The 26,418-nt window shown below is 72.6% G+C and carries 28 protein-coding genes; 9 read left to right on the top strand and 19 right to left on the bottom strand.

What is annotated here, in order from left to right; all coding sequences use genetic code 11:
- Window position 1: 1 nt before the first annotated feature.
- The 4 genes from MUY22_RS32595 to MUY22_RS32580 all read right to left on the bottom strand — a co-directional run bounded on the left by MUY22_RS32595 (window position 2) and on the right by MUY22_RS32580 (window position 4,817).
- Window positions 2–1,573 (bottom strand): NAD(P)/FAD-dependent oxidoreductase, encoded by a 1,572-nt coding sequence (locus tag MUY22_RS32595; protein WP_247051002.1) that lies wholly within the window; start codon window positions 1,571–1,573, stop codon window positions 2–4.
- A complete protein-coding gene (locus MUY22_RS32590; RefSeq protein WP_247051001.1) occupies window positions 1,570–3,297 on the bottom strand; it encodes an alpha/beta fold hydrolase in 1,728 nt (575 codons plus the stop codon). Before MUY22_RS32590 ends, MUY22_RS32595 begins: the two co-directional genes overlap by 4 nt.
- Window positions 3,294–4,544, bottom strand: a complete 1,251-nt coding sequence (locus tag MUY22_RS32585; RefSeq protein WP_247051000.1) for an MFS transporter — start codon at window positions 4,542–4,544, stop codon at window positions 3,294–3,296. Before MUY22_RS32585 ends, MUY22_RS32590 begins: the two co-directional genes overlap by 4 nt.
- Window positions 4,545–4,679: 135 nt before the next feature.
- Window positions 4,680–4,817 carry a hypothetical protein gene (locus tag MUY22_RS32580; protein WP_247050999.1) on the bottom strand — a complete coding sequence of 46 codons (138 nt, stop codon included), beginning with the start codon at window positions 4,815–4,817 and terminating at the stop codon, window positions 4,680–4,682.
- Between the two features lie 130 nt (window positions 4,818–4,947).
- Here MUY22_RS32580 and MUY22_RS32575 point away from each other — a divergent pair, with 130 nt between their 5' ends.
- Complete coding sequence (locus MUY22_RS32575; RefSeq protein ID WP_247050998.1) at window positions 4,948–5,547, top strand: alpha/beta fold hydrolase; 600 nt, start codon at window positions 4,948–4,950, stop codon at window positions 5,545–5,547.
- A 125-nt stretch (window positions 5,548–5,672) separates the two neighbouring features.
- Here the strand turns inward: MUY22_RS32575 and MUY22_RS32570 are convergent, their stop codons facing one another.
- Window positions 5,673–6,236, bottom strand: coding sequence for a TetR/AcrR family transcriptional regulator (locus MUY22_RS32570; protein ID WP_247050997.1), 564 nt, complete (start codon window positions 6,234–6,236; stop codon window positions 5,673–5,675).
- Window positions 6,237–6,334: 98 nt separating this feature from the next.
- Here MUY22_RS32570 and MUY22_RS32565 point away from each other — a divergent pair, with 98 nt between their 5' ends.
- Window positions 6,335–6,706, top strand: coding sequence for an ester cyclase (locus MUY22_RS32565; RefSeq protein WP_247050996.1), 372 nt, complete (start codon window positions 6,335–6,337; stop codon window positions 6,704–6,706).
- A gap of 61 nt (window positions 6,707–6,767) precedes the next feature.
- Here MUY22_RS32565 and MUY22_RS32560 read toward each other — a convergent pair whose 3' ends face one another.
- The 3 genes from MUY22_RS32560 to MUY22_RS32550 all read right to left on the bottom strand — a co-directional run bounded on the left by MUY22_RS32560 (window position 6,768) and on the right by MUY22_RS32550 (window position 9,373).
- The gene (locus MUY22_RS32560; protein ID WP_247050995.1) at window positions 6,768–7,790 is read right to left on the bottom strand and encodes a S1 family peptidase; all 1,023 of its coding nucleotides are present in this window, start codon (window positions 7,788–7,790) and stop codon (window positions 6,768–6,770) included.
- Between the two features lie 302 nt (window positions 7,791–8,092).
- Window positions 8,093–8,830: a hypothetical protein gene (locus MUY22_RS32555; RefSeq protein WP_247050994.1), complete on the bottom strand. Its 738-nt coding sequence runs from the start codon at window positions 8,828–8,830 to the stop codon at window positions 8,093–8,095.
- Window positions 8,831–8,953: 123 nt separating this feature from the next.
- The gene (locus MUY22_RS32550) at window positions 8,954–9,373 is read right to left on the bottom strand and encodes a MarR family winged helix-turn-helix transcriptional regulator (RefSeq protein ID WP_247050993.1); all 420 of its coding nucleotides are present in this window, start codon (window positions 9,371–9,373) and stop codon (window positions 8,954–8,956) included.
- Between the two features lie 56 nt (window positions 9,374–9,429).
- Between MUY22_RS32550 and MUY22_RS32545 the strand changes: the two genes are divergently transcribed.
- Together MUY22_RS32545 and MUY22_RS32540 are read left to right on the top strand one after the other, a co-directional pair.
- Window positions 9,430–9,948: a DUF6790 family protein gene (locus tag MUY22_RS32545; protein ID WP_247050992.1), complete on the top strand. Its 519-nt coding sequence runs from the start codon at window positions 9,430–9,432 to the stop codon at window positions 9,946–9,948.
- Window positions 9,949–9,968: 20 nt separating this feature from the next.
- Window positions 9,969–10,607 (top strand): TMEM175 family protein, encoded by a 639-nt coding sequence (locus MUY22_RS32540; RefSeq protein ID WP_247050991.1) that lies wholly within the window; start codon window positions 9,969–9,971, stop codon window positions 10,605–10,607.
- Between the two features lie 4 nt (window positions 10,608–10,611).
- Here MUY22_RS32540 and MUY22_RS32535 read toward each other — a convergent pair whose 3' ends face one another.
- Together MUY22_RS32535 and MUY22_RS32530 are read right to left on the bottom strand one after the other, a co-directional pair.
- The gene (locus MUY22_RS32535; protein ID WP_247050990.1) at window positions 10,612–12,063 is read right to left on the bottom strand and encodes an amidase; all 1,452 of its coding nucleotides are present in this window, start codon (window positions 12,061–12,063) and stop codon (window positions 10,612–10,614) included.
- Window positions 12,064–12,302: 239 nt separating this feature from the next.
- Entirely contained in the window at window positions 12,303–12,701 is a 399-nt protein-coding gene (locus MUY22_RS32530; protein ID WP_247050989.1) for an STAS domain-containing protein, read from the bottom strand.
- Window positions 12,702–12,833: 132 nt separating this feature from the next.
- Here MUY22_RS32530 and MUY22_RS32525 point away from each other — a divergent pair, with 132 nt between their 5' ends.
- Window positions 12,834–13,655 (top strand): bifunctional 2-polyprenyl-6-hydroxyphenol methylase/3-demethylubiquinol 3-O-methyltransferase UbiG, encoded by an 822-nt coding sequence (locus tag MUY22_RS32525; RefSeq protein ID WP_247050988.1) that lies wholly within the window; start codon window positions 12,834–12,836, stop codon window positions 13,653–13,655.
- 189 nt (window positions 13,656–13,844) lie between these two features.
- Window positions 13,845–17,015, top strand: coding sequence for a TIM-barrel domain-containing protein (locus tag MUY22_RS32520; protein ID WP_247064231.1), 3,171 nt, complete (start codon window positions 13,845–13,847; stop codon window positions 17,013–17,015).
- Window positions 17,016–17,022: 7 nt separating this feature from the next.
- Here the strand turns inward: MUY22_RS32520 and MUY22_RS32515 are convergent, their stop codons facing one another.
- The 8 genes from MUY22_RS32515 to MUY22_RS32480 form a co-directional block, all read right to left on the bottom strand.
- Complete coding sequence (locus tag MUY22_RS32515) at window positions 17,023–17,181, bottom strand: hypothetical protein (RefSeq protein ID WP_247050987.1); 159 nt, start codon at window positions 17,179–17,181, stop codon at window positions 17,023–17,025.
- A 4-nt stretch (window positions 17,182–17,185) separates the two neighbouring features.
- The gene (locus MUY22_RS32510; RefSeq protein ID WP_247050986.1) at window positions 17,186–18,187 is read right to left on the bottom strand and encodes a proline racemase family protein; all 1,002 of its coding nucleotides are present in this window, start codon (window positions 18,185–18,187) and stop codon (window positions 17,186–17,188) included.
- The gene (locus MUY22_RS32505) at window positions 18,187–19,098 is read right to left on the bottom strand and encodes a dihydrodipicolinate synthase family protein (protein ID WP_247050985.1); all 912 of its coding nucleotides are present in this window, start codon (window positions 19,096–19,098) and stop codon (window positions 18,187–18,189) included. Before MUY22_RS32505 ends, MUY22_RS32510 begins: the two co-directional genes overlap by 1 nt.
- Entirely contained in the window at window positions 19,085–20,458 is a 1,374-nt protein-coding gene (locus tag MUY22_RS32500) for an NAD(P)/FAD-dependent oxidoreductase (RefSeq protein WP_247050984.1), read from the bottom strand. The genes MUY22_RS32505 and MUY22_RS32500 overlap by 14 nt, the downstream gene beginning before the upstream one ends.
- Entirely contained in the window at window positions 20,455–20,718 is a 264-nt protein-coding gene (locus tag MUY22_RS32495; RefSeq protein ID WP_247050983.1) for a (2Fe-2S)-binding protein, read from the bottom strand. Before MUY22_RS32495 ends, MUY22_RS32500 begins: the two co-directional genes overlap by 4 nt.
- The gene (locus tag MUY22_RS32490) at window positions 20,715–21,881 is read right to left on the bottom strand and encodes an FAD-binding oxidoreductase (RefSeq protein WP_247050982.1); all 1,167 of its coding nucleotides are present in this window, start codon (window positions 21,879–21,881) and stop codon (window positions 20,715–20,717) included. Before MUY22_RS32490 ends, MUY22_RS32495 begins: the two co-directional genes overlap by 4 nt.
- A gap of 50 nt (window positions 21,882–21,931) precedes the next feature.
- A complete protein-coding gene (locus MUY22_RS32485; RefSeq protein WP_247050981.1) occupies window positions 21,932–22,537 on the bottom strand; it encodes an XRE family transcriptional regulator in 606 nt (201 codons plus the stop codon).
- A 71-nt stretch (window positions 22,538–22,608) separates the two neighbouring features.
- Window positions 22,609–24,018, bottom strand: coding sequence for an aminopeptidase P family protein (locus tag MUY22_RS32480; protein ID WP_247050980.1), 1,410 nt, complete (start codon window positions 24,016–24,018; stop codon window positions 22,609–22,611).
- Window positions 24,019–24,114: 96 nt separating this feature from the next.
- On the opposite strand from MUY22_RS32480, the gene MUY22_RS32475 reads away from it, so the two are divergent.
- Window positions 24,115–24,228, top strand: a complete 114-nt coding sequence (locus MUY22_RS32475; RefSeq protein ID WP_247050979.1) for a LysR family transcriptional regulator — start codon at window positions 24,115–24,117, stop codon at window positions 24,226–24,228.
- A 59-nt stretch (window positions 24,229–24,287) separates the two neighbouring features.
- Entirely contained in the window at window positions 24,288–25,163 is an 876-nt protein-coding gene (locus MUY22_RS32470) for a LysR family transcriptional regulator (RefSeq protein WP_247050978.1), read from the top strand.
- Between the two features lie 3 nt (window positions 25,164–25,166).
- On the opposite strand, the gene MUY22_RS32465 is transcribed toward MUY22_RS32470, so the two are convergent.
- Entirely contained in the window at window positions 25,167–25,679 is a 513-nt protein-coding gene (locus MUY22_RS32465; RefSeq protein WP_247050977.1) for a bifunctional nuclease family protein, read from the bottom strand.
- A 194-nt stretch (window positions 25,680–25,873) separates the two neighbouring features.
- On the opposite strand from MUY22_RS32465, the gene MUY22_RS32460 reads away from it, so the two are divergent.
- A complete protein-coding gene (locus tag MUY22_RS32460) occupies window positions 25,874–26,347 on the top strand; it encodes an SRPBCC family protein (RefSeq protein ID WP_247050976.1) in 474 nt (157 codons plus the stop codon).
- Window positions 26,348–26,418: the final 71 nt, after the last annotated feature.

Here is a 26,418-nt window from a genome sequence, read left to right as displayed (position 1 = left end):
CTCACCTCTCCGCCGGGAGCAGGCCGGCCCCGGCCGCGCGGAAGATGCCCGCCTTCACCAGCGCCCCGGCCAGCAGGGCCAGGTGCTGCCGGCGGGCACCGTCCGATGTGGACGCTTCGAGCAGGCTGCGGAGGTCGCGCCGGCCGTCGACCGCCGCGAGCAGCCGCTGCCCCGGCGTGCCGCCGGAGAAGTCGATTTCGTGCGTGCGACGCCGTCGGTGCGCCACGCGCGTCGCCGGCACCAGCCGGCCGCCCGCCCGGGTCCAGTCCTGGCGCAGCTCGACCTCGTCGGCGAACGACAGCACGGTGTGCTCGGGCAGGCGGGTGGGCGGAAGCGCCGAGGTGAACTCGGGCAGCAGCCGGCGCACCGCCGCCGGGAGCCGGATCGAGCCGTCCGCCTCCGCTTTGGCGAACAGCTCGACGCTGCCGGCCCCGATGTGGCGCAGCAGTTCCTCCGCCTGGCCGTCGGTCAGGTGCTCGAGCGAACGGGCCCGCCAGAACCGGGTGCCGCCGGGGTGGGCCGCGTAGAGCAGCTTGGTCATTTCGGTGGTGCGGCGGTAGTGCCCGCGGACGCGCTCGTCGTACCACTTCGCCGCGCTGTCCTCGGGCAGGTCGCCCGCCAGCACCGACGCGACGCCCGCCGCGGCCAGCGAGGCCGAGTAGAGCGTCGCGTTGATGCCGGTGGAGAACAGCGGGTCGACGAACGCGGCGGTGTCGCCGACGAGCAGGTAGCCGTCCGTCCACAGTGGAGTCGCCACGGTGTGGTTGGTGTAGCGGAGCAGCCGCGGTTTCCGCGCCATGGTCGCGTTCGCCAGCAGCCGCCGCACGAGCTGCGAACTGGCGATCTGCCGGGTGAACACCTCGGCGGGCGCGCCGGTGATGTCCTCGGCGTCGCCGACGAAGCCGACGCCGGTCTGGCCGTCCGCGAAGGGGATGAACCAGATCCAGCCGTCCGCGCAGGCTTCGCTGATGACGTCGGCGGTGTGCGGCGCGTCCGGGCGCAGCGCGTCGTCCCAGTAGACGGTGACCGCCGCCCGCTGCGGGCCGAACAGGTCCATCGGCAGGCCCAGGCGTTTCGGCAGGAACTGGAACAGGCCGCTGGCGTCGACGACGTAGCGCGCCCGCACCTCGAAGGTCGCGCCGCCGGCTTCCTGGGCGAGCAGCCCGGTCATCCGGCCGGTGTCGTCCCACCTCGGCTGCCGCGCCCAGGTCTCGGTGCGGACGTCGACGCCGGCTTCACGCGCGTTGTCGAGCAGGAGCTGGTCGAAGTGCTCGCGCTGCACCTGGAACGCGAAGCCCGGGCGCGGCATCTCCAGGCTGATCAGCGACGGCGAGGCGCCCCAGACCCAGAGCGAGCCGAGCTTGCGGTTGAACCGCTCCAGCTGCGGCAGCACGCCGAGCTCCTCCAGGACCGGCATCGACGCGGCCAGCAGCGACTCGCCGATGTGCCAGCGCGGGAACCGGGTGCCCTCCAGCACCAGCACCCGCGCGCCGGCCCGGGCGAGGAACGTCGCCGTGGTCGAGCCGCCGGGTCCGCCGCCGATCACGACGACGTCGTAGTCCAGGGTCGTCATGCCAGCACCCGCCCCAGGAAGTCCCGCGCCGCGGCGGCGTAGCGGGCGGCGTTGCGCCGGATGCGGAAGCTGTGGTCGTCGTTCGCCAGCAGCAGCCATGCGTGCCCGGCGCCGTCGAGCCGGGCGAACATCGCCTCGGCGTCGCCGGCGGGCACCTGCTTGTCGCGTTCGCCGTGCACCGACAGGACCGGGCAGCGGGAGGGCAGCGCGGCCGCCGGGTCACCGGCCCAGGCCCGGTCCGCGAACGCCGCGGCCGCGAAGCGGTGCACCTCCGGGTCGCCGCTGCCCGCCAGCACCGCCGGGTGCAGGTAGCCGCTCGTCGTGATCACGCCCGCGACCTCCGGCAGCGCCAGCGACGCGCGGTAGGCGATGAACGCGCCGTGGCTGTGGCCGACCAGGACGATCCGGCCGGACTGGGCGAGACCGAGCCGGATCAGGGCCGCGACGCTGTCGGCGACGTCCTCGACTTCGCGGACGCCGTGCTCGGTGACTGGCACCGGGGGCACCGGCCAGCCGGTGAACGTCGTGCCGCGGGTTTCCAGCAGCACCACGCGGTAGCCGGCGCCGAGCAGGTCTAGCAGGACCGGGTTCCAGCCGTTGCGCCAGCAGGATGCGGGTCCGCCGTGCAGCATCACGACCGTCCCCCGGTCCGGGATCCACGGCTCGTAGGCGAGCGCGGGCAGGTCGAAGCCTTCCCGGCTGGGCAAGCGGACCACGGACGGCGAGACCGGCCGGGACACCGTCGCCGGCGGGGTCACCGGTAGCGCATCGGTGGCGCCCGGGCGCCACCGCCGGACCGCGGGCGGGTGGTCCGGGCCCAGCACGCGGAAGTAGCAGTCGTCGCCGTGCCACTGCGGCGCTTCGGCGCAGGTGCCCGCCGGGGCAGGCACCTCGGTCAGCGTCCGGCTCGGCAGGTCGTGGACGTACAGCCGGGTGACGGGCCAGTCGTGGCTGGCGAACGCGAGCTTGGTCCCGTCGCCGTTCCACACCGGAACGTCGGTCGGCGCGGGCCCGTCGAGGACCTCCATGGTGCCGGCGGTCAGGTCGATCAGCCGGGCTTCGGTGGCCCGCCGCCGCCGGACGAGCACGACGACCGACCGGCCGTCCGGGCTCCAGCGCGCCCGGGCCGGTGCCGCGCTGCGGTTGCCGGCGAGCAGGGTGGTGACCACGCCGTGGTCGAGCACCACGATGTCCTGGCCGGTCTCGGACGCGACGGTCAGCACGATCCGGCCGTCCGGCGCGACGTCGGGCACCGGGTCCAGCCACCGCGGCGAGGCCGGCAGGCACCACAGGGTCTCGGGACGCGCTCCCGGCGTCACGGCGACCCGGGCGAGCACCGGGCCGTCGGCGGTCTGCCAGGTGGTGACGACGTGGTCCGGCCCGGCCCAGGCGAGGGCGCAGGGCTGGCGCGGGGCCTCGATCGCCGTCCGCACCGGTGCTTCCCCGGGGACGGCGGTGAACAGGACGAACCGGTTGTCCTCGTCGGCCAGCTGCGCCCAGAAGGCGATCCGCCGCGGGCCGCCGGAGAGGCCGGCCTGGTCGATGCTCGGCAGGGTGTTCGCCGGTTCGGGCGGGCTCGCCGGACCCGGCACGGTGTGGACGCGCGGGCCGTCGGCGGTGCTCCACGCGACCGCCACCCGGCCGTCGCCGGTCACCGCGAAGGATTCGGCCCAGCCGGTCTCCAGGAACAGCGCGCCGGGACGGGTTGTCGAGGTCGTCGTCATTGCAGGCTCCTTACCGCGCGGGAAGAAACGATGGCGGCGCCCCCGGCGAAGAAGGTCGCGGCGATGATCACGACGGCCCAGCGGGGCTCCAGCAGCGCGCCCAGCCAGCCGAAGAACAGCGGGCCCAGCGGCATCAGCCACTGCACGAAGGACGTCAGGGTGCCGAACGCCCGGCCGCGGAACTGTCTGTCCACATTGGTCTGGACCCAGGAGGACAGGGCGATCTGGCTCGCGCCGGCCGGCAGGCCCATCAGCAGGAACGCGGCCGTGCAGACGACGGGGTCGGGGACGAGGACGAAGAGCCCGAGCATGACGCCCTGGGAGAGGTGGTTGACCGCGAGCACCGGCCCCCGCCGGCGCTTCAGCCCGGTGTGCGCGAACACCCACGCCCCCAGCACCCGGCCGATCGCGTTGGCGGCCAGGAGCGCGCCGAACAGCCAGCTCGCGGTGTACTTCGCCGCGGACAGGTAGGACGGGAGCAGGAAGACCAGCGAGTAGGCCGCGGCTTCCATGAAGGGGAAGACGGTGAACTGCCGGCGGAGCACCTCGTTGCCGAAGATGTACCGCAGTCCTTCCCGGACATCGGCGAGGAGATTTCGGCGGGGGCGCGGCGGTTCCGGCGGCGGCGCAAGGGCCGGCGTCCCGGGTCCGGGAAGCGCTCTCCGGACGTAGAAGACCGCGACCGCGGACACCGCGAACGTGCCCGCGTCGAACCAGAGGAACCCGCTCATGCCGACGAACGGGTACAGCGCCCCGGCCAGCGCGGGGCCGACGACCCCGACGACGTTGATGGTCGTCAGGAACAGCGCGTCGAACTTGATCATCCGGTCGCGGTCGGGGAACAGGTCGGGCAGCCACGACTGCAGCGCCGGGGTGAAGCAGACACCGGACGCCGCCAGCACCGCGGCGCCGGCCAGCAGTGCCGGCAGGCCGGGTCCGTTGCCGAGGAAGAGCACGGCGAACGCGGCCACCACGGCGAACCGGACGACGTCGGTCACGATCATCAGGCCCGGGCGGTTGAAGCGGTCGATCACGACGCCGCCGAACATGCCCAGCAGAGCCACCGGCAACGCCATCGCCGTGCCGAGCAGGGCGGCCGGGCCGATGCCGCCGTCCGTGGTGGCGTTCCAGGTCAGGCCGACCCGGTAGAAGCTGTCCCCGAGCAGGGACACCGCGAGGCCGAGCCACAGTGCGGTCGTGACTCCGGCCGCGACCGTGCGCTTCGGCGCTACTGCAGGCGACGACATCCGTGGTCCTTTCCTGGGTGGGGAGTCGAAGACTGGGTGCGCCCGTCGCGATCGCGACGGGCGCACCCGCTGGGAAACCGTCACTCCGGTGCGGAGCCGGACCCCGCGGCGCGAGCCGGGGGGTCACTCACCGGGTCACGCGCCGTAGCAGTACTCACACAGGGAGAGCACACCGAACTCGTCGAGGAGTTCCTGCTCGCTCACGTCGAGGCTGAACGTGGCGTCCTTCGGAGCCTCGACCTTGGCCTGCACGGTGGTGGTTGCCGACATCATCTTCACCTCCTCTCGTCTGACGGGAGGAAGGTTCGCGCGCCGCCCTTTCCGTCCGCCAAAGATTCACCAACCGGCTACCAACGGCCGGGTTTTGCGGTTGACTGGCGGAGGCCGACCCGAAGGAGCGCGCGTGAACGTCCTGCTGGTCCACGGCGGACTGCACGAAGACATGGACGCCCGGCGATTCTGGGGAAGCACCGGCGTCGTCAGCGGTCTGGAGCAGCGGGGACTGCGCGTCCACGCACCCGACCGCCTCGCCGGCGCCCGCAGCTGGCAGTCCGAAGCGGACCACCTGACGCCGGTGCTTCCTGACGAACCGGTCGTGGTGGTCGCCGGGTCCAACGGCTGCTCGGCCGCCGTCCGGCTGGCCCTCACGCACCCGGGGCGGGTCAGCCGGCTGCTCCTCGCCTGGCCGGCCACCGCCGGGGACACCTCGATCGACGACCGCGTCCGCGAGCGCGTCACCGACCCGGCGATCGCCGCCGAGCTGCTGCGGGGCGAGACGCTGCGCGGGGTCCTCGACGGCGAGCTGGCGAGCCTGCGCGTGCCGACCGGCGTGCTCCCGTCGGCGCCGCACAACCCGGTGCACCAGCGCCGGACGGTGGACGCACTGCTGCGGCTGCTGCCCGACGCACGGGAGCTACCCGGCTTCCCCGAACCGGTGCGGCCCGGGTTCGCCGATCACCAGGACGCGTTCCTCAGCACGGTCACGGCGTTCGCCGGGAGCTGACCTCCCCGGGCCGCCGACCGACGCCGTCGAGGACGAACCCCAGGAGGCGGCGCGCGTCGCCGATCACCAGGACGCGTTCCTCAGCACGGTCACGGCGTTCGCCGGGAGCTGACCTTCCCGGGCCATCAGGGCCGCCGGCCGACGCCGTCGAGGACGAACCCGAGGAGGCGGCGGGCGTCGCCGGGGTCGCCGCCGCCGGCGTGCGCGACCGCCGCGACCAGCGCCATCAGCTCGGCCGCACGCAGGTCCGGGTGCGCGGTCCCGGCAGCCTGCGCGTCGTGCAGCAACGGGACGGCCGCGTCGTCGGTCATGCGATGCCATTCGGCGAGCTGCGGCGCCCCGCTGCCGGCACCGAGGTGGTGGGCGTCGACGAACGCGTCCCGCAGACCCCGGCTGCCGCTGATGTGGTCGACCACCGCGCGCAGCCACGCCGGCAACGCCGCGCCGGCCGGTTCGGCGGCGCGCATCTGTTCGGCCAGCACACAAAGCGCGCCGATGCGCTCTTCGTACACGGCGTCGATCAGCTGCTGCCGCGTCGGGAAGTGGCGGTAGAGCGTCGCGTTGCCGACGCCGGCGGCGCGGGCGATGTCGTCCAGGGACGCTCCCGCACCGTGGGCGTTGAAGGCGCTTTCGGCGGCCGCCAGCAGGTTCCGGCGGTTGCGCTGGGCGTCGGCGCGGGGCTCGGGCATCGGACACCTCTTGCCGATCCGGGGACAGTCCCCGTATCGTACCGGCAGCGTACCGGGGACAGTCCCCGTTACTTGCTTCCCGTGAGGAGACCGAGCCGATGACCCGACCGTCGAGCCCCGCCGAGGTGAACCGGGCGATCCTCGCCGCTCGCGCCGCGGGCGACCTGGACACCGCGTTGAGCTACATCGCGCCCGAATCGCGGGACCAGGGCCACCGCGTCACCCACGCGGACTGGCGGCGGAAGTGGGAGAGCCTGCTGGCCGGGGTTCCGGACTTCGACGTCGTCGTCGAGGCCGACGTGGAGAACGGCGAGTGGGTCGCCCACCGCTACACCGTCCGCGGCACCCACACCGGCGACTTCTTCGGCAGGCCACCGACCGGCGACCGGTTCGAGGTCGCGGGCATGGACATGATCCGGGTGGTCGACGGCCGCCTGGTCGAGCACTGGATGGTCGCCGAACCGTTCTGAGCCAAGCGATCGCGGCGCCGCCTCCTCTTCGGAGACGGCGCCGCGATCAGTTCGGCGAAGATCAGGCCAGGGTGAGGCCGTAGGACGAAAGCTCACGGGTCAGCGGGTAGAAGTAGCTGACGGTCGTGTTCCCGCCGGACAGGGTGCCGAGGCCCTTGGAACCGTCGTAGGCCGGGCCGCCGGAGTCACCGTGGTCGGTGTGGGCGGTGGTCCCGAACTCGTGGTTGAGCACGCCGACGTCGAAGTTGACCGACTGGTCGACCGACGTCACCTGGCCGGTGCCGCCACCGGTGGTCGAGCCCTGCTTGGAGATGCGCTCGCCGACCTGCGGCGCGGCCGCGCTGGTGATGGTCTGGCCGGTGTTGATGCGGCCGGGACCGGAGCCGTTCGGCCGGGTCAGCAGACCGGAGTCCGCGCCGGGACAGTCACTTCGGACGACCCGCGCGCCGCTGACGTCGCCGCCGGACCAGGTGCCGCCGAGGTTGGTGCAGTGCCCGGCGGTGAGCAGGTACGGGGTGCTGCCGCTCTTGACGTTGAACCCGAGCGAGCAGCGCGCGCTGCTGTTCTGGATGGCGTCGCCGTCGGCGATGTACAGCTCGAGCTTGCCGGTCTTGTACTCGACGCGGGCGCTGTCGCCGTACTGCTTGGCGGCGGTGGCGACCTTGTCCGCGGTCGCCTTGGTCGCGGCCGAGAAGATCGTCACGACGACCTGGTTGGTGGAAGTGTCGATGCCCCAAGAGGTTTGCGGCACGTTGCGCACGTTGTCGAGGGCGTTCTTGACCCCGGTCAGCGCGGCGAAGGTGTGGGTGACCTTCTTGGCGGTGAGACCGGCCGCTTCGACTTTCCGCGCGCCGGCGTCGTCCAAGACGTTGACGATCGCCTTGCCGTTGTCGAGGTAGTAACCACCCGACGCGGCACCGAGTGCACCGGTCACCTGGTCGGCCTGGGTCATGGCGTTGCCCTGGGCAAGGGTGAACGCGGCTTCGGCCGACAACGGCGCGGCGTGGGCAGCCGGGACACAAAGCGCACAGGCCAGGGCGGCCGAAGCGAATGCGGTGAAGCCGGCGAGTTTCCGGGAAGTCATCAAAATCCTCCGGGTCGTCTTTGGGGGGAAGACTGGCGTGAGGGGTGCTTGCCACGGTGGAACACTGCGTGACGATCCAGCTTCCGCGGGTGATACACCACCGACGAAGGTTTGTTTTCAACCGAAAGCCCACTTGGAAAACGGACAAACGAGAGTTCACCCGGTAAATCCACCAGCAGTTGTCCGGCGCGGATCACCGGACCACTCCGTCGCGTGGTCACTTCCCGGCAACCCCGGATGTGGCCACCATCGCGTGACCACTTTCCTGCCGCTGCCTCAGTGCGAGCCGCAGGCAGACGCGCTCAGCGATCCGAGAGCCCCGAGCCGGGAGGCGTGGGATCCAGCTCCGTCCGGGGCCATGACTCCGGCGCGGGACCGAACGCGCGTCGGGCGGCTCGGACGGCCAGGGCTGCGACAGTGGCGTTGGCGCCCCCGCCGATCACCGCGCCGATGCCGAACGGAGCCACCCGGCCGAGCACGATGATGCCCTGCTTGGTGCCGTACTTGGTGACGAAGTTCTTGCCCAGGACGCCGTTGATCTGTTTCAACGCCGTCGAGGGCACCTTGCTGACGAGCTGGCGGGCCCAGTGCTGGCCGGTGCGCTCGGCGGCCTTGCCGACGATGGTCGAGGAACCCGACTGGCCGAGCAGGATCCCCATGACCAGCGTCCGCCGGCGTTCGATCTCGTCCAGCGGAACGCCGTGGACCTCGGCGACCGAGAGCACGAACAGGGCGCTCAGTTCGAGCGAAGAGAAGGCCTCGCCCGCCGACAGTGCCAGTGCGACCCCGGTGCCGACGGCGGGTGCGGCCGCGGTGGCTCCGACCGCGGCCCCGCTGCCCGCCAGGGTGCTGACGTACATCCGCTCCAGGGTGCGCACGACCTCCGCCGGCGTTGCCTCCGGGTTGCGCTGACGGGCCCGGGCGATGTTCTTGCGCACCAGCGGTGTCTGCATGCCGATGGCCTTGTCCAGCAGCGCAAGGACCGGCTGCCCCGGCCCGCTCGACGCCGGAACCGGTCCTTCGAGGGCATCAGCGGCCACAGCGAGCTCCTTCGCGTCGTCAAGTTGCCGCACAGTCTCGCACCCACGCGGCCAGAGCCCACCGATCCCCACGCCCGCCGCGTCACGTGCCGGAGTCGCGCGGGGTTTCGCGCCGATACGTCGTCAGTCGGATTCGAGGATTTCCGCCAGCCGGAGGGTGTCTTCGAGGTAGCGCTCGTAGGGGAACCCCGCGGCGATGAGCCCGGCGCGGAACTCGTCGTAGAGCGGCTTCCCGTTGACCTGGAACGCCTTCCGCCCGGTCTCGGTGAGCGTGACCAGCCGCCGACGCGCATGGGCGGGGTCGACGACCACCCGTACCAGGCCGTCCGCCTCCAGGGAGCGCAGCGCCCGGCTGATCGCCGGGTCCGAGACCGACATCGCCTGCGCCAGCCGGTGCTGGGTTGCCGGCTCGATGTCCTCCAGGGTGCCGAGCAGCCGGATCTGGCTGTAGGTCAGGCCGTCCTGGCCATCGGTGCGCCGCCGGGCCGCGTCGCCCAGGAGCATGACCACGCGGTGCAGCAAGTCTGCGAGTCCTTCGTCCACGTGGTCAGCCTAACAGAGTGTTGACTAGTTAATGTTAACCATGCAAGATTCACGGCATGGACAACTTCGGTTACGTCGCCCAGTCAGCCTTTCCCCTGGTCTGGATCCTGGTCCCGGCCATCGGCGCCTACCTGCGCGGCCGCCACGCCGCCTCCGCCCGGGAGCGGCTGGAGATCTGGCAGCGCTGGTGGGCCATCGGTGCCTTCGGCATCGGCAGCCTGTGGATGACGGTGGCGTTCCTCGCCTTCCCGGACGTGATGGCCACCGCGATCGGCTTTCCCCGCACGCCGTTCCTGTTCGAGATCGCCTTCGCCAACCTCGGGCTGGCCATCATGGGCTTCCGCGCCGCTTCGGCGTCGGCGCGCGAGCGCATCACCATCGGCCTCGGCGCCGGCATGTTCCTGTGGGGTGCCCTCGTCGGCCACGTCTACCAGTGGTTCGCGAACGGCGACCACGCCCCCGGCAACACCGGCGGCGTCCTCGTCAACGACCTGCTGATCCCGGCGGTCATGATCGTCCTCGCCGTGCGGTCCCGGCGCCTGGCCGCCACGCCCGCGCCGGCCGTCGCCGCCTGAACCCGCGGGAGCCGACCACCATGGGAACCCAGCACAGCGACAACGAGACCGGCGAAGCGCGCACGGCCGCCGCCGACCGGCTCACCATGTTCGTCGACGCGGTGATCGCGATCGCGCTCACCCTGCTCGCCCTGGAACTGCCCGTCCCCGCCGGCGACACCACCGACGCCATGCTGAGCTCGGCGTTGGCCCACGGCAAGGAGTACCTGGCCTTCGCGCTCAGCTTCACGGTGATCGCCGCCCACTGGCGCGCCCACCACGAGATCTTCCGCTACGTCGGCTCGCTGAGCCCCCGCCTGACCAGCCTCACCCTGGTGTGGCTGTTCATGCAGGTCGTGATGCCGTTCGCCACCCGGGTGCTCACCGCCGACGGCGCCTTCCCGCCCCGGTTCAGCTTCTACGCGCTCGTCCAGGTCTTCGCGTCCGCGACGTTCGCGCTGATCATCCGGGAGATCCGGCGCGAACGCCTGTACCGCACCGACGTCGCACCCCCGGAATTCGCCCAGAGCCTGGTGCGCAGCATCTGCCTGGCCGCCGTCTTCGGGCTGTCCGTTCCCCTCTCGTTCCTGATCACCGGCACCGGCGCGTACCTGTGCTGGCTCGCGGCGCCGATCGTGCTCGCCGCCGCCCGCCGCGTCCAGAGCCGCGCCGTCCGGTGACGCCCTACTCCGGTGCCCGGAAGCCGCCGATCTCCCGCTCCAGCAGTTCGGCCAGCCGGAGCGGGGTGCGGTCCTCGAACATCGGGCCGATGAGCTGCACCCCGACCGGCAGGCCCTCGGGAGACCGGCCCGCGGGGACGGCGGTGGCGGGCAGGCCGGGCATGGTCGCCAGGCCGGCCCAGACGAGCTGGTCGAAGTACGGGTACTCGACGCCGTCGACGTCGACGCGCCGGTCCAGCGGATTCGGGTGGTGGTCGTGCGGGAACGCGGGTGTCGGCGTGATCGGGCACACCACGGCGTCGAACTCGGCGAACAGCCGCCGCCAGCCGTGGCGGTGCACCTCGCGGCGGTTGCTCGCCGCCAGCCAGTCGCCGTGGCTGAGCACCATGGCGCGCAGCCGCACGGAGTCCAGGCTCCGGTCGTCCGCGCTCAGCCCGGCGACGCGGGTCCGCAGCTGCTCGAGTGATTCGACGGGAAACCGCGCGGGCGAACCCGAAATCAGCAACTGCATGTAGAGCGTCGCCGCCTCGGTCAGATCGGGCAGCAACCGGCTGTGCCGGGCGACGCGGGCGCCGCCGTCCACGAGCGCGGCGGCCACCCGGTCCACCCCCGCCCGCACGGCGGACCCGGTCGCGATGAGCGGGTGCTCGTCGAGGACCAGGACCCGGAAGTCGCCGAGCCGCTCGTGGCGGGCGGGCGGCAGCACCACCCGGTGCGCCACGCCGGACGTCAGCGGGTCCGGTCCGGCCATGACGTCGAGCAGGAGCGTGAGGTCACGGGCGGTGCGCGCCATCGGACCGACGACGGCGAGGTCGAGGTCGATCGGCAACGCCGGCTCGGCCGGCGGGACCATCCCGCGACTGGCCGCCAGCCCGAGCGACGGCTTGTGCGCGTAGACGCCGCAGAAGTGCGCGGGGGTGCGCAGCGAGCCGGCGATGTCGGAGCCGATGGACAGCGCGCCGAACCCGGACGCCAGGGCCGCCGCCGACCCGCCGGAGGACCCGCCCGCTGTGCGGCCGCGGTCCCACGGGTTGGTGGTGGTGCCGTAGATCTCGTTGAAGCTCTGGATGTCCTGCAGCCCCAACGGCACGTTGGTCTTGCCGAGCACCACCGCGCCCGCGGCCTTGAGCCGCGACACCTGGACCGCGTCCTCGGCCGGCACGTGGTCCCGGTGCGGCGGCATGCCCCAGGTCGTGGGCAGCCCGGCGACGTTGTACGACTCCTTGACCGTCACCGGAACGCCGAGCAGCGGCCGGTCCTCCCCCCGCGTGCGGGCCTGGTCGGCCTGACGTGCGGCGGCCCGCGCACGGTCGAAGTCGCGCACGCAGATCGCGTTGATCACCTCGTCGTCACGCTCGATGCGGGCGATCACCTCGTCGGTCAGTTCCACCGACGTCACCGCACCGCCGCGCAATGCGACGACGAGTTCTTCGGCCGAGTGAAAGCTCCATTCCATGAATTCGAAGCTATCGACCGGTCACCGAAGCCACGAAATTCCGGTTCACGCAACGGGGCCGGCCTTTGCGCGCCCTCACTCCATTACCAAAGGTGATTCACCGCAGGTCACAGGCCTGAAATGAGGAACCGCGGCCGGCTCGGGCCATCAAATGCCGCATCACGCAACAGGATGGATGTCTCAATTCCCGGCGAAACGGCTCGCCTGCTTCACCCCGAGCCGTCTCGGGGCGCAACCCGTTACCCGGCGGCGTCCTGGAGCCCGGCGGCGAGCAGTTCCCGCAGCGCGTCGGACAGCGACGCGAACATCGGGACGCCCGCGGCCAGGCCGGTGATGCGGAACAGCCGTGCGAGCGTGCGGCTGCTCGCCACCAGCCCGAAGTGCCGCCCCTCGGCCCCGGCGCGTTCGGCGGCCGCCGCCAGGGCGCGGGCGCCGGCGAGGCCGACGAACGCGATCTGGGTGAGGTCCACCAGCGTCGTCCCCGGTGGGGTGTCGCGCAGCTCGCGCTCCAGGATCGGGACGGTCAGGGCGTCGATCTCCCCGGCGAAGGTCAGGATCAGCAGGCCGGGACGGTACTCCGTCCGGCGCGCCGCGAGGGGGCGCGGGCCGGAGACGGGGATCGGTGGCTGAGGGGACACGGGTTCGGCAGGCCTTCCGCGCCGGCGGGCCGGCGTCGCGGGGAAGTGATCAAGGACGGGAACTTGATACCCAAACCTCCGGCCGGGAAACGCGCTATCCGGGTGGGGATTGACCACCCTAGGCTGCACACCGTGATCGACGGTGGTTGGAGCTGGGATCCGTCGCTGTATTCCGGCAGCGCGGCGTACTACGCGCGCGGCCGCGCCGCCTATCCGGACGCCCTCGCGGAGGCGTTCACGGCCGAGCTGGGGCTCGACGGAACCGGCCGACTGCTCGACGTCGGCTGCGGGCCCGGGTCGCTGACCTTGCTGTTGGCCGGCAAGTTCGACGAAACCGTCGGCCTGGACGCCGATCCGGACATGCTCGCCGAAGCCGCCCGGCGCGCGGCGGACGCGAAGATCGGCACCTGCCGGTGGGTGCACCGGCGAGCCGAGGAGCTGCCCGCGGATCTGGGCGAATTCCGCTTGGTCACCTTCGCCCAGTCGTTCCACTGGCTGGACCGACCGGCGGTCGCGACGGCCGTGCACGGGATGCTGGCCGCCGGCGGCGCCTGCGCCCACGTCCACGCCACGACGCACCAGGGCGTCGATCCGGACGACCGAGCACCGCCGCACGACGCGATCACCGACCTCGTGCGGCGGTACCTCGGCCCGGTGCGCCGCGCGGGCCAGGGTGTGCTCCCGGACGGCACGGCGGCGGGCGAGACGGAGATCTACCGCGCGGCCGGCTTCCGCGGGCCGCGGCGGTTCGAGGTGCCGGGCCGGGTCGTCACGAAGGACACCGACGCCGTTGTCGCCGCGGTCTTCTCGTTGTCCAGCGCGGCACCGCACCTGTTCGGCGACCGTCGTGAGGCGTTCGAGGCCGAGCTGCGGCAGCTTCTGCACGAGGCCAACCCGGCGGGCGTCTTCACCGAGCGGCTGCAGGAGATCGCCGTCGACCTCTGGTGGCCCTGAGCCGTTCGGAGCACGGCGTACGGCCAGATCGCGGGACACAACCGGGCTGCCTATGGACAGCCGTCGAACGCCTGTGCTCTGATCACCAACGCCAGATTACAACGTTGTAAGCGGTCCCGGGAACGGAGCAGCCCGTTGGCATCGAACGGTTGGCGGAGGTCCTGCGCGGTCGTCGCGGTCCTGAGCACGGTGGCGGCCTTGACGGTCGCCGGATCCGGACCGGCGGCGGGCACGTCCCGGCCGCGGACGGTCTCCGCGGGCGACGCGCGCTTCCAAGTGCTTTCCCCCACCCTGATCCGGACCGAGTACGCCGCCGACGGCAAGTTCCTCGACCGCCCCACCTTCACCGCGATCGGCCGTGACGCGTTCGGGCCGACGTCGTTCAGCTCGACCACCTCCGGCGGCTGGCTGACGATCCGGACGAGCGCGGTCACCCTGCGGTACCAGCTCGGTTCGGGGCCGTTCACCGCGCAGAACCTCGTCGTGCAGGAGAACGCCGGCCCGGCGCCGGTCACCTCGACGCCGTGGCAGCGCCTGACGTGCGCGGCCGGCGCGCTGTGCGAGGCGGAAGACCTGCAGTACAGCGGGCTGGCCGTCGCCGCGGACCACACCGGCTACACCGGCGGCGGGTTCGTGGCCGGGTTCGAAGGCACCGGCAACTCGCTCTCCGCCGACGTCGACGTCCCCACGGCCGGCGCGTACCGCTTCGACACCCGCTACGCCAACGCCGTCGCCGGGGACGGCCAGCACGTCACGCGCACCCTGTCCCTCTCGGTCGACGGCGGCGCGAGCCAGACGGTCTCCTTGCCGGTGACCGCGGACTGGGACACGTGGAGCGTGGCGTCCGTCCCGCTGCAGCTCGCGGCGGGCCGGCACACGGTCACCCTGACGCGCGCGGCCGCGGATTCGGGCAACGTCAACGTCGACAGCGTCGCGCTCCTGAGCCCCGACGCGAGCTACCCGCCGTCGTCGGCGAAAGCGATGCTGGACTGCCGTTACGGCGTCGACTGCGAGGCGGAGTCCGCGCGCACCGCGGGTTCGGCGAAGCTCGCGTCCGACCACGCCGGGTACGCCGGCCAGGGCTTCCTCGCGGAGCTGAACCAGGGCTCGAGCCTGACCCAGCGCGTGGTCGCCGTGCCCGCCGACGGCACGTACTCGCTGCAGGTGCGCTACGCCAACGGCGTCGGCGGCGACGGCCTGCACCAGACGCGCACCGCGACGGTCTCGGCAGGCGGCGCCACGCAGGTGCTTTCCCTGCCCGCCACGGACAACTGGGACACCTGGGGCACCGCGTCCGTCCCGGTCGCGCTCAAGGCCGGCACGAACGACGTCACCCTCGGCTGCCCCGACCCCGCCAGCTGCCACGTCAACCTCGACACCCTCGCGGTGACGCCCGCCGGGGCGCCCGCGCCGGCGCCGCACCTCGCGCTCGGCGGGTACCGCCGCGGCCTCGACGGCGTGAACGGCGACAACGGCGACCCGAAGACGGTCCCCGGGCTGCTCTACCGCGACGGCTGGTACCTCCTCGACGACACCGTTTCGGCGGTCTACGACCAGCGGGCCGGCAAGCCCACCCCGCGCGGCAACCACGGCGGCCAGCCGTACCGCGACGGCTACGTCTTCGGATATGGCCACGACTACCAGCGGGCGCTGGGCGACCTGGCCACCCTCACCGGGCCGCCGGAGCTGCTCCCCCGCTGGGCCTACGGCGTCTGGTACTCGGAGTACATCGACCGCACCGCGGCGGACTACGAGAACACGATCCTGCCGCGGTTCCGCGCGGAGGGCGTCCCGCTGGACGTCCTGGTCACCGACACCGACTTCAAGGCGCCCGACACGTGGAACGGGTGGGAGATCGATCCCGCGAAGTTCCCCGACCCGAAGGCGTTCTTCGACTGGTCCGCGGCGCAGGGCCTGCACAACACGTTCAACACGCACCCGAGCATCCGCAGCACCGACCCGCAGTTCGCCCAGGCGCAGGCGACGGCCAAGGGCAAGCTCACGAAGACGGCCAACTGCGGGTCCGGCGGGGGCGGCGGTGACTGCTACTCCTTCGACTGGGGCGACCCGAACCAGCTCAAGGCCTACCTGGACCTGCACAAGACGATGGACCGCCAGGGCGTCGACTTCTGGTGGCTGGACTGGTGCTGCGACGGCTCACAGTCCTCTTTGGACGGCGTGACGCCGGACGCCTGGATCAACCAGCAGTACGCCGACGACGCGGACCGCGCGATCGGCCGCGGCTTCGTCATCTCCCGCGCCTACGGTTCGCTGCAGTCGGGCGGCTACGGCAACCCGGCCGCCGTGCCGACCGGGCCGTGGGCCGACAAGCGCTCGGCGATCCACTTCACCGGCGACACGTCGTCCACCTGGGGCACGCTGCGCATGGAGGTCGGCTACACCCCCGGCGAGGCGGCGGCGACCGGGATGTCCGCGGTCAGCCACGACATCGGCGGGCACAACGACACCACCGGCCTGCCCGGCTCCGAGACCTACGACGGCGGGCGCACCAAGAAGCTGCCGGACGACCTGTACGCGCGCTGGGTGCAGCTCGGCACGTTCCAGCCCATCGATCGCCTGCACAGCAACCACAGCGACCGGCTGCCGTGGCAGTACGGGCCCGAGGCCAAGGCGTCGGCGACGAAGTTCCTCAACCTGCGCGAGAACCTCGTGCCCTACACCTACACACTCGCCCAGCAGGCGGCCACGACCGGCGTCCCGGTGACCCGGCCGCTCTACCTCGACTACCCCGAGGAGCCGAACGCGTACCAGCTGGCCGGCGGCGAATACCTGTACGGGCCGGACGTGCTGGTCGCGCCGGTCACCACCCCGGGCACGACGGCGACCACGAACGTCTGGTTCCCGCCGGGTCGGTGGACGGACTACTTCACCGGCAAGACCTACGCCGGCGGCACGACCCAGGCGATCACCACCGACCTGAGCACGATGCCGGTGTTCGTCAAGGCCGGCGGGATGGTGCCGAGCCGGACCGGGAACGTCACCGACGACGTCCGCAACCCGCTCGACGCGCTGACGCTCACCGTCGCCGAAGGCGCGTCGAGCACCTTCACCCTCTACGACGACAACGGCAGCAGCGGCCGGAGCGCGACCACCAAGGTCCGCTACACCGCGGGCAACCACACTGTGCGGATCGACCCGTCCGACGGCTCTTTCCCGGGCCAGGTAAGGGATCGCCGGTGGACGGTGACGTTCCTCGGGGCCACCGCGCCGAAGGCGGTCACGGCCGGCGGTGACCGGCTACCGGCCAGCGCGTACCGCTGGGACGCCGTAACGCACACCCTGACCGTCACGCTCCCGCCGCGGAGCGTCCACGCGCCGGTGACGGTCGCCTACAAGTGAGGTTCGATCACCAGTCGGGGAAGTTCCCTTCGACGCGGCAGGTGACAACGGTCGCACCGTCCGATGTGGACTGTGTCGACAGCGGCGTCGTGGTGAAGGTGAAGCCACCGGCGGGGCGGTCGAGCCAGGCGCGGACGGCCTCCGGCGGCTCCCGGCACGAAGTCACCGACTCAGAGGACGAACCCCGTCGGGAACGGGTCGGCCGGGTCGAGCAGGTAGGTGGCCGTCCCGGTGATCCACGCGCGGCCCGAGAACTCCGGCACCACCGCGGCCATGCCGCCGACCGTGGTCTCGGCGACCAGCTCGCCGGTGAACGTCGTGCCGATGAACGAGCTGTTCTCGAACGGCGTGTGCAGCGGCAGCTCGCCGCGCGCGTGCAGCTGCGCCATCCGGGCCGACGTGCCGGTGCCGCACGGCGACCGGTCGAACCAGCCCGGGTGGATGGCCATGGCGTTGCGCGACGCGCGGGCGTCCGACCCCGGGGCGAGGAACTGGACGTGCTTGCAGCCGCCGATCAGCGGGTCGGCCGGGTGCTTCGGCGGCCGCTGCTCGTTGATCGCGTCCATGATGGACAGCCCGGCCTTCAGGATCCGCTCCTTCTCCGCCCGTTCGAACGGAATGTCCAGTGTGGACAATTCGAGGATGGCGTAGAAGTTCCCGCCGTAGGCCAGGTCGTAGCGCACCTCCCCCAGCCCGGGCACGTCCACGACGGCGTCCCGCTCGGCCAGGAACGACGGCACGTTGCGGAGTTTGACGCGCTCGGCGCGGCCGTCGCGCACGGTGACCTCGGCGTGCACGAGCCCGGCGGGGGTGTCGAGGCGCACGACGGTCGTCGGCTCGGTGACCGCGACCATGCCCGTCTCGACCAGCACGGTGGCGACGCCGATCGTGCCGTGGCCGCACATCGGCAGGCAGCCGGAGACCTCGATGTAGACGACACCCCAGTCGGCGTCCGGGTGGCACGGCGGCTGCAGGATCGCGCCGCTCATCGCGGAATGGCCGCGGGGCTCGTTCATCAGGAACAGCCGCAGGTCGTCGAGGTGCTCCAGGAAGTACCGGCGGCGTTCGGCCATCGTGTCGCCCGGGATGGTCGCGACGCCGCCGGTCACGACCCGCGTCGGCATGCCCTCGGTGTGCGAGTCGACGGCGGTGATCGCGCGCGAGGACCGCATCACGCCACGCCCAGCGCACTCAGCGCGCGGTGCATGTCTTCCCTGACCTGCGCGCGGTTCTCGTCGGTGAGCGGCCCGCGCGGCGGGCGGCACGGGCCGCCGTACCGGCCGACCAGGTCCATGCCCAGCTTGATGGCCTGGACGAACTCGGTGCGCGAATCCCAGCGGAACGCGGCCACCAGCGGCTCGTAAAGCGCTTTCGCCTCGGTGAGCTTGCCGGACGTCGCCAGGTCGAACAGGCGCGCCGACTCGGCCGGGAAGACGTTCGGGAAGCCGGCGAACCAGCCGGTGGCGCCCATCAGCAGGCTCTCCAGCACGACGTCGTCGGCGCCGCTGACCACGGCCAGCTCCGGCGCGCGTTCGCGGATCTCCAGCACACGCCGGACGTCACCGGAGAACTCCTTGACGGCCACGACGTTGTCGATCCGCGCGATCTCGGCGAGCAGGTCGGGCGTGAGGTCGACCTTGGTGTCGAAGGGGTTGTTGTAGACCATGACGGGCAGCCCGACCGAGGCGACGGCCTCGAAGTGGGCGAGCACTTCGCCGCGGTTGGCGCGGTAGAGCGTCGGCGGCAGGCAGAGCACACCGTCGGCGCCGTCCTCGGCGGCGGCTTCGGCCCACTGCTTTGCTTGGTGCGCACCGGGTCCGTGGACGCCGACGACCACGATCCCGTCGTCCCCGACGGCCTCGATCGCGGTGCGGGCGACGCGGCGGCGTTCGATGTCGGTGAGCGAGGAGTACTCGCCGAGGGAGCCGTTGGGCCCGACGCCGCGACAGCCGTTGGCCACGAGCCAGCGGCAGTGCTCGGCGTAGGCGTCGTAGTCGACGGCGAGGCCGGCGGGGGCCGCGTCGTCCGGCCGGTAGGGCAGCGCGGTGGCGACGACGACGCCACCGAGATCACGGGTGCTCATGGGGCTCCTTCTCGGGCTCGGCTAGTTCGCCGAGCCGGATCGGCTGGGCGATCGGACGGTGGTGGCGTTCGGTACCCCCGCAGAGTTCGGCGACGGCCGGGCCGCACATCCGGCCCTGACACGGTCCGAGCCCGGCACGGGTGCCGAGCTTCAGCGCGTGCGAACCGGCTCGGACAGGATCGCTCGCCGCCCGCCGCAGCGCGGCGACCGTGGTCTCCTCACAACGGCAGACGATCGTGTCGGGTCGCAGCCACCCGGTCCAGGCGTGGCCGATGGGATGGGCCGCGGCCAGCCTCTCGGCGAACTCCCGGGTGCGATCCCTGGCGCGACGCAGGCCTCGATCCGGCTCGCCTCCCGCAGCCGCGTGACCCGCGACAGCCCCCTCAGCCGCGGCAGCGATCGCCCCGCCGATCCCGGTGATCTCCCCGGCGGCGAAGACGCCGGGCGCGGTGGTGCGCTGCTCGTCGTCGATCCGCACGAAGCCGCCGTCGAGCACACAACCCGCGGCGACGGCGAGTTCGGGCTGCGGGACGAAGCCGTGCCCCACGCAGACGGCGTCGACCTGGTAGGTCCGTTCGGTGCCGGGGACGACCGACCAGTCGGGGTTGAGCCGAGCGGTCACGACCTCCCGGACCCGGTCGTCCCCGCGTGCCTCGATCACGGTACGGCCCATCCGGTACGGCACGCGGTGCCAGACGAGCGTGGCGGCATAGCGAAGGAGTTCGGCCGCCTTGGTGATGTGACGCGCCAACCGCCACGGCTGCCTGGACCATCCTTTTCGGACAGTCGCATTGGGATTGGCCTCCAATACTGCGACCACCTCGGCCCCGACGCCCAGCAGCGACTCGGCAACGGGCAGCAGAAACGGCCCACTCCCGGCGACAAGCACCCGCCGCCCGACGGCGACACGCTCACCTTTGGCGAGGGCTTGCGCCGCACCGGCGGTGAAGACGCCCGGAAGGTGCCAACCGGGGAAGGGCAGAGTCCGGTCGTGCGCACCGGTGGCCAGAACAAGCGCATCGGGGGCGAGGACGTGCCGCTCCCGAGCGGAGCCGTCGGCAGGACCACGAAGCACGTGGGCCCGCGGTGCACCACCGGTTTCGACACGATCGAGAGCCCAGACCGTACTGTTCGGCCACCACCGGCACCGCGGGTGTTCCAGCACTCGCCGCCGCCGCGTGAAATCGGCTCGGGCGTGTGGCTTTCGGGTCTCGTAGGCCTCCGGCAGCGTTCGGTGGTACTGGCCGCCCGGCACGTCCGCCTGGTCCAGGACCGTGACCTCCGCGCCGGCTCGCAGCGCGTGTTCGGCCGCGGCCAGGCCTGCGGGGCCAGCGCCGATGACGACCACGTGGCGGGTCATGACTTCTCCTGGCGGGTCTGCGTGCGAATCTCGTCACCGTCCGCCGCGCGGCGGCGGCAGGCTCGGACGTCCGGGACTCCGTTCACCGTCAGCACGCAGTCGAAACACGCGCCGATGCCGCAGAACACGCCCCGTGGTGCGCCCGACCGCGTCGTGCGCCACGACAATCGGCCCGACGCCAGCAGGATTCCCGCCACCGTCTGGCCTTCGATACCCGGCAGCGGCTCGCCGTCCACCGTGATGTGGATCGGCGCGCTCATGCCAGCACCGCCCGACGGTCCACCGTGAACTCCTCCACCGGGCAAGAAGGGCCAACTCCGGTCAGCATCTCCCGCAGCAGCAGCGCCGTCCCCACGCTCAGGCCGATGCCCGCCCCCTCGTGGCCGGTCGCGTGCCACAGGTTCGGGAGCCGTGGATCCGGGCCCAGCACCGGCAGGTGGTCGTCCACGTACGGCCGGAACCCGCCGTACGCGCGCATCACCGCCGCGTCCGCCAGCGCCGGGAACAAGCGCAGCGCCTTCGCCGCGATCGCGCCCAGCACGTCCGGCCGGAGCGTGTCGTCGAACCCTGCCTGACGCCGCGACGAGCCGATCAGCACCGTGCCGCCCCACGTCGACTCCACGACGGCGGACGTCTGCAGCTCGCCGCTGTCGGCCCCGACCGCGCCGACGTAGTCCGCGTCGTACACCTTGTGCCGCACCACTCCCGGCATCGGCGTGGTCACCAGCACCTCGCCCCGCCGCGGCCGGACGGCGATCGGGGCGCCGAGCCGCGCGGACACGATCCCGGCCCACGGACCCGTCGCGTTCACCACGACGTCGGCGTCGATCACCTCACCCGGGACACGGACGCCGGTGATCCGCCCGCCGGTCACGACGGCGCCGATCACCTCGGTGTCCGCCCGCAGCCGGGCGCCGTGCGCGAGGGCCGAGCCCAGCAGCGCCAGTGTCGCGCCGGCCGGCTGTACCTGCGCGTCCTCGGGGTAGTGGACGGCCGCGACGACCGATCGGGTCAACGCGGGCTCGAGAGCGGCCACTTCAAGAGCAGTCAACGACTTCGTGACGACGCCGGCGGCGGACTGCGTCTCGGCGAACGCCGTCAGCGCGGCGGCGCCGGCCGACGTGGTGGCGACGACGATGCCGCCCTTGGCGTCGAACTCCGTCGCGGCCGCGGCGCGTGGGTCCCCGGCCGCGATCTCGGCGACGACGCGCGGCCACAGCCGGGCCGACAGCCGCGCGAGCGCCAGCTCGGCACCCGGCCCCTTGTCGGAGACGAGCACGTTGCCTTCGCCGTGCGAAGTGGTCCCGCCGGCCGGCCGCCCGCGGTCCACGACCACGACGTCGAAGCCGGCCAGGCTCAGCTCCCGGGCGCACGCGGCGCCGACGACACCGGCCCCGAGCACGACCACCCGCGTTCCGTTCATCGATCCTCCGCGTTCGTCAAACCGAACGCTAGGTTCTCGGACGGACCGTGTCAACGCCCGGTCGGCAGCACCGGGTGCGGGCGGCCGTCGAGCCGCTCGTCCGCGCGGTACTGCAGCAGCAGCACCGAGTGCACCGGCGCCGCCAGCGCGGTGTAGCAGTGCGGCTCGCGGGCGTCGAACGCGACGTAGTCGCCGGGGCCGGCGTCCACCGTCCGGCCGGCCACCTCCACGCGCAGGCTGCCGGTCTGCACGATGGTGTGCTCGATCCCGACGTGCCCCTGCGACCGCTGCGGCGCGTCCCCGCGCACGACCTGGTCGTAGACCTCGAAGACGCCGTCACCGGTCTCGATCCGGCGCAGCGGGCGCAGGTCGACGCCCTCGCCGCGGAGCACCTCGACCTCAGCCGCCCGCACCACCGTGAGCGCGCCGCCCGCGCGCTGGTCGAGCAGGTCGGAGATGGCCACCTCGAGCACCCGCGACAGGCTGAACACGGTCTCGATCGTCGGGTTCCCGCCGCCGGACTCCAGCTGCGAGAGCGTGGCCTTCCCGATCCCCGACCGGCGGGACAGCTCGGACAGCGACAGCCCCCGTGCCGTCCGCGCGGCCCGCAGGTTGACCGCCAGCATGTCCCGGATCGACGGCGTCGAGTCCTCCACCGCAGCTCCCTTTCGTTCGGCAAACCGTACGATCGGCCCGGCGAATCGTTCGCTTTACCGATCGGACGTCATCATGCCACGCGGACCCAGGCCTCGACCTCCTCGGCCGTGGAGGGGAACGCCGAGGACAGCAGCTCGTACCCGGTCGCCGTGACCACGACGTCGTCCTCGATGCGCACGCCGAGCCCGCGCAGCTCGGGCGGCACCGTGAGGTCGCCGGCGTGGAAGTACAGGCCGGGCTCGACGGCCAGCGCCATCCCTTCGGCCAGCGGCCCCGCCCGGTAGGCGGCCGGGCTCGCGGCGGCGCAGTCGTGCACGTCCAGGCCGAGGAAGTGACCGGTGCCGCAGACGATGTACCGGCGGTGCTGCTGCCCGTCGGGCGAGAGCGCCTCGTCCACCGACACCGGGAGCACGCCCCAGTCGTGCAGCCCCTTCGCCAGCACCCCCAGCGCGGTCGTCTGGAACGCGGCGAAGTCGTGGCCCGCGCGGACCTCGGCGAGCGCGGCGCGGTGAGCCGCGTGCACCAGGTCGTAGACGTCGCGCTGGGCCGCGGTGAACTCCCCGGAGACCGGGAAGGTGCGGGTGATGTCGGCGGTGTACAGCGAATCCAGCTCGACGCCCGCGTCGAGCAGCACGACGCTGTCCTCGGCCACCGGCCCGTCGCAGCGCGTCCAGTGCAGCACCGGCGCGTTCCGCCCGGCCGCGACGATCGACGTGTACCCGGGGCCGGTGCCCTCGGTGCGGGCGCGCCGGTCGAACGTGCCCTGCAGCCAGCGTTCCCCACCACCGCGCACGGCTTCCGGGAGGGCGGCGAGCACGTCGGCGAACCCGCGGGCGGTGGCGTCGACGGCGGCCCGCAGCTGGCCCACCTCCCAGTCGTCCTTGAGCCGCCGCAGCTCCGCGAGGACCGTGCGCAGCCGCTCGCTGTGGCCCTGGCCGTACGCGTCGAGCACCGGGTCGACCCCGGCGGCGACCAGCACCTGCGGGTGCCGGCCGCGCAGGCCGCGGGGCAGCTCCTCCAGCGGGCGGCACTCGAGGCCGAGCGCCTCGGCGTACGCGCCCGGCGTGGCCGCGGACCCGACCCACAGCGGGCTGGTGTCGGCGTCGCCGATGAAGTCGGTCTCGTCCGGCTCGGCCGGGCGCGGGACGTAGAGCGTCGCGTGGTGGCTGTCCCCGGCCGGGGTCAGCACCAGGATCGCGCCTTCACGCCGGCAGCCGGTCAGCCAGACGAAGTCGCTGTCGGCGCGGAAGCCGTGGAAGGTGTCGTTGGACCGCACCACGGCGCGGCCGGCCGCGAGCGCGATCCGGTGCCCGGGCAGCGCCGCGGACAGCCGAGTCCGGTGCGCGGCGGCGGCCTCCGCGGTGCCCGCCGGCACCTCGACGACGTCGGCGGCGGGCTCCCAGCTGTCGCGGATCCAGTTCCGGAACCCCTTCGCGTTCAGCAGCGCGCGCAGGTCGGGCCGGGTTCGGTCGCCGGTCATCGGCTCCCCTTCCAGGTAATGGAGGACAGGCTTTCGCACCGAGCCTCACACCGTGGACGCCCGGGCGGTAATGGCTCGCGGCGATAGACTCCGGCTATGGCCCTGGAGATCCGGCAGCTGCGGGCGATCTGCGCCATCGCCGAGGCGGGCAGCCTGTCGCAGGCGGCCGCCGCGCTGGGCGTGTCCCAGCCGTCGCTGACGTCCCTGTGACATCCGGGCCTCCGCCCCGGGCCGGGGGCTCCGCCACCCGGAACCCCCGAAAAGCCGCTGTGTTGCAGCGCTTCGAGCGGCAGATCGGCACGCCGTTGTTCGTCCGCAGCCACACCGGCGTCACGCCGACCCCGGCCGGCGAGCAGACGCTGAGACGGGCTTTGGTGCTGCTGCTGGACTTCGACCGGTTCGAGGCCGACCTGCTCGGCTCGACCGGCACCGGGCCGCTGCGGCTGGGATCGTCCCAAATGGACTGTCTGCCGACGTTCGTCGAGCGGCTGGACGACGCGCTGCCCGGCGTCGAGGTGACCGTCCACTTGGAACCGTCGAGCGCGGTGCTGGCCCACTCGCTGGCGCGCGCGACCCTCGACGTCGCCGTCATCTCCATGTCGGACGACCAGGAGGTGCCGCTGGCCAAGCACCTCGGGCACCGGGTGATGCTCCCCTGGATCCCGGTCTTCATCGGCCTGCCCGCGCGGCACCGGCTGGCCGGGCGGACCGAGGTCGAGCTGGCCGACCTCGCGGACGACGCCTGGATCGGCCCGCCGGGCCCCGAGGACGGTTCGCTGACGTCGTTGCGCGCGGCGGCCCACCGCGCCGGGTTCACCCCGCGGATCCGCTTCGAGTGCCCGAACGGCGGCGGCCGTCAGCTGGTCGCGGCCGGCCAGGCGGTGCAGCTGGTCGAGCCGACCGCGCCCGAGCAGCCCGGCATGGTCGTCCGGCCGCTGGCCGGCGACCCGATGCGGATGCGGCTGGTGCTGGCCTGGCGCAAGGAACGCGTCACGTGGGACCAGGCCGAGCAGGTCTACCGCGCGGCGATGACGTCCTACACCCGGCACGCGATGGCGCCGGGACCGTTCCGGTCGTGGTGGACGCGCAGGCGGGACGAGCGGTCCTGGGACAGCCTGGTCGGCTACTTCGGCGACGGCAGCTGAGCGTCAGAGGTCGAAGTCCTCGGGCCGGATCCCGTCGAGCTCGGCGCGGAAGCGGGCGACCTCGGCCTCGGTGTCGAGCGCGTCGGTCGCCGGGCCCTCGGCCTCCTGCTCCACCTCGAGCTGCACCGCCGCGACATCGAGCACCTCCTCGGCGACCCGGATCGGCGCGCCCTGGCGCAGGCCGAGCGCGACCGCGTCGCTGGGCCGGGCCGACACGCGGGTGCCGTCGACGAGCACGAGGTCGGCGTAGAAGATGCCGTCGCGGACCTCGGTCAGCTCGACGGCCGCGACGCCTTGGCCGAACGCCGCGAGGACGTCGCCGAGCAGCTCGATCGTGCCGGGTCGCGGCTGCTCGATCTGCTCGCGCGCCCGCACCAGGGCCTCGGCCTCGCCGTAGCCGATCATGATCGCGAGCCAGCGGCGCGCCCCGTCCGGTTCGCGCAGCAGCATGAGCGGGGCTTCCCCCGGCACCGGGACGGCCATCCCCACGACCTCGATCGGGATCACGCTGACCACCGCTCCCTCCGTGTAAAGACTCCTCCGCGCGCCAAGTACCCAGAAAGTCCGGGTTTACACCCTGCTTTCGGCCGCAACTTTTTCACCAACTCGGCCTACCGGGCCTGACCACGCCGAACACCCGGCTCTCCTGCGCTGCGGACAACGCCGGATCCCCTTGCCGGGTGGTGCCGGCCGCTGTCACCGTCACGGGTGTGGAACCGACGATTTCGCGCAGCATCGACGTTCCGGTGGATGCGGCCACGGTGTGGTCGTGGGTCACCGACCTGCCGCGGATGGGCGAGCTGAGCCCGGAGAACGTCGGCGGCCGCTGGCTCGACGGCACCGGCCCGGCGCTGGGCGCGCGGTTCCGCGGCCGCAACCGCAACGGCGAGCTGCGCTGGTGGACGCGGGTGCTGGTGGTCGCCTGCGAGCCGGACCGCCGCTTCGCCTTCGACGTCCGGACGCCGCTCGGTTCGCGCGTGTCGCGGTGGGAGTACGTGCTGACGCCGACCGCGACCGGCTGCGTGGTCACCGAGAACTGGTACCGGATCGGCAGCTGGGTCGTGCGGAAGTTCATGGGGCCGAAGGTCACCGGCCGCGTCGACCGGCCCGGGTACAACGTCGAGTCGATCGAGCACACCCTCGCGGCGCTCAAGGCGCGGGCAGAGTTGCGGGCGGCAGCGTGAGCTAGGTCGCTCCGAACTGGTCAGTCTCTTGTTGAAACTCACTGTCCCGGCTAGGTTGCTTTTTCAAACCT

The sequence above is a fragment of the Amycolatopsis sp. WQ 127309 genome (genome assembly GCF_023023025.1).
Taxonomy (GTDB): domain Bacteria; phylum Actinomycetota; class Actinomycetes; order Mycobacteriales; family Pseudonocardiaceae; genus Amycolatopsis.
The sequence above is the reverse complement of the archived record's forward strand: the minus strand, read 5'-3'. Positions and strand labels throughout refer to the sequence as shown.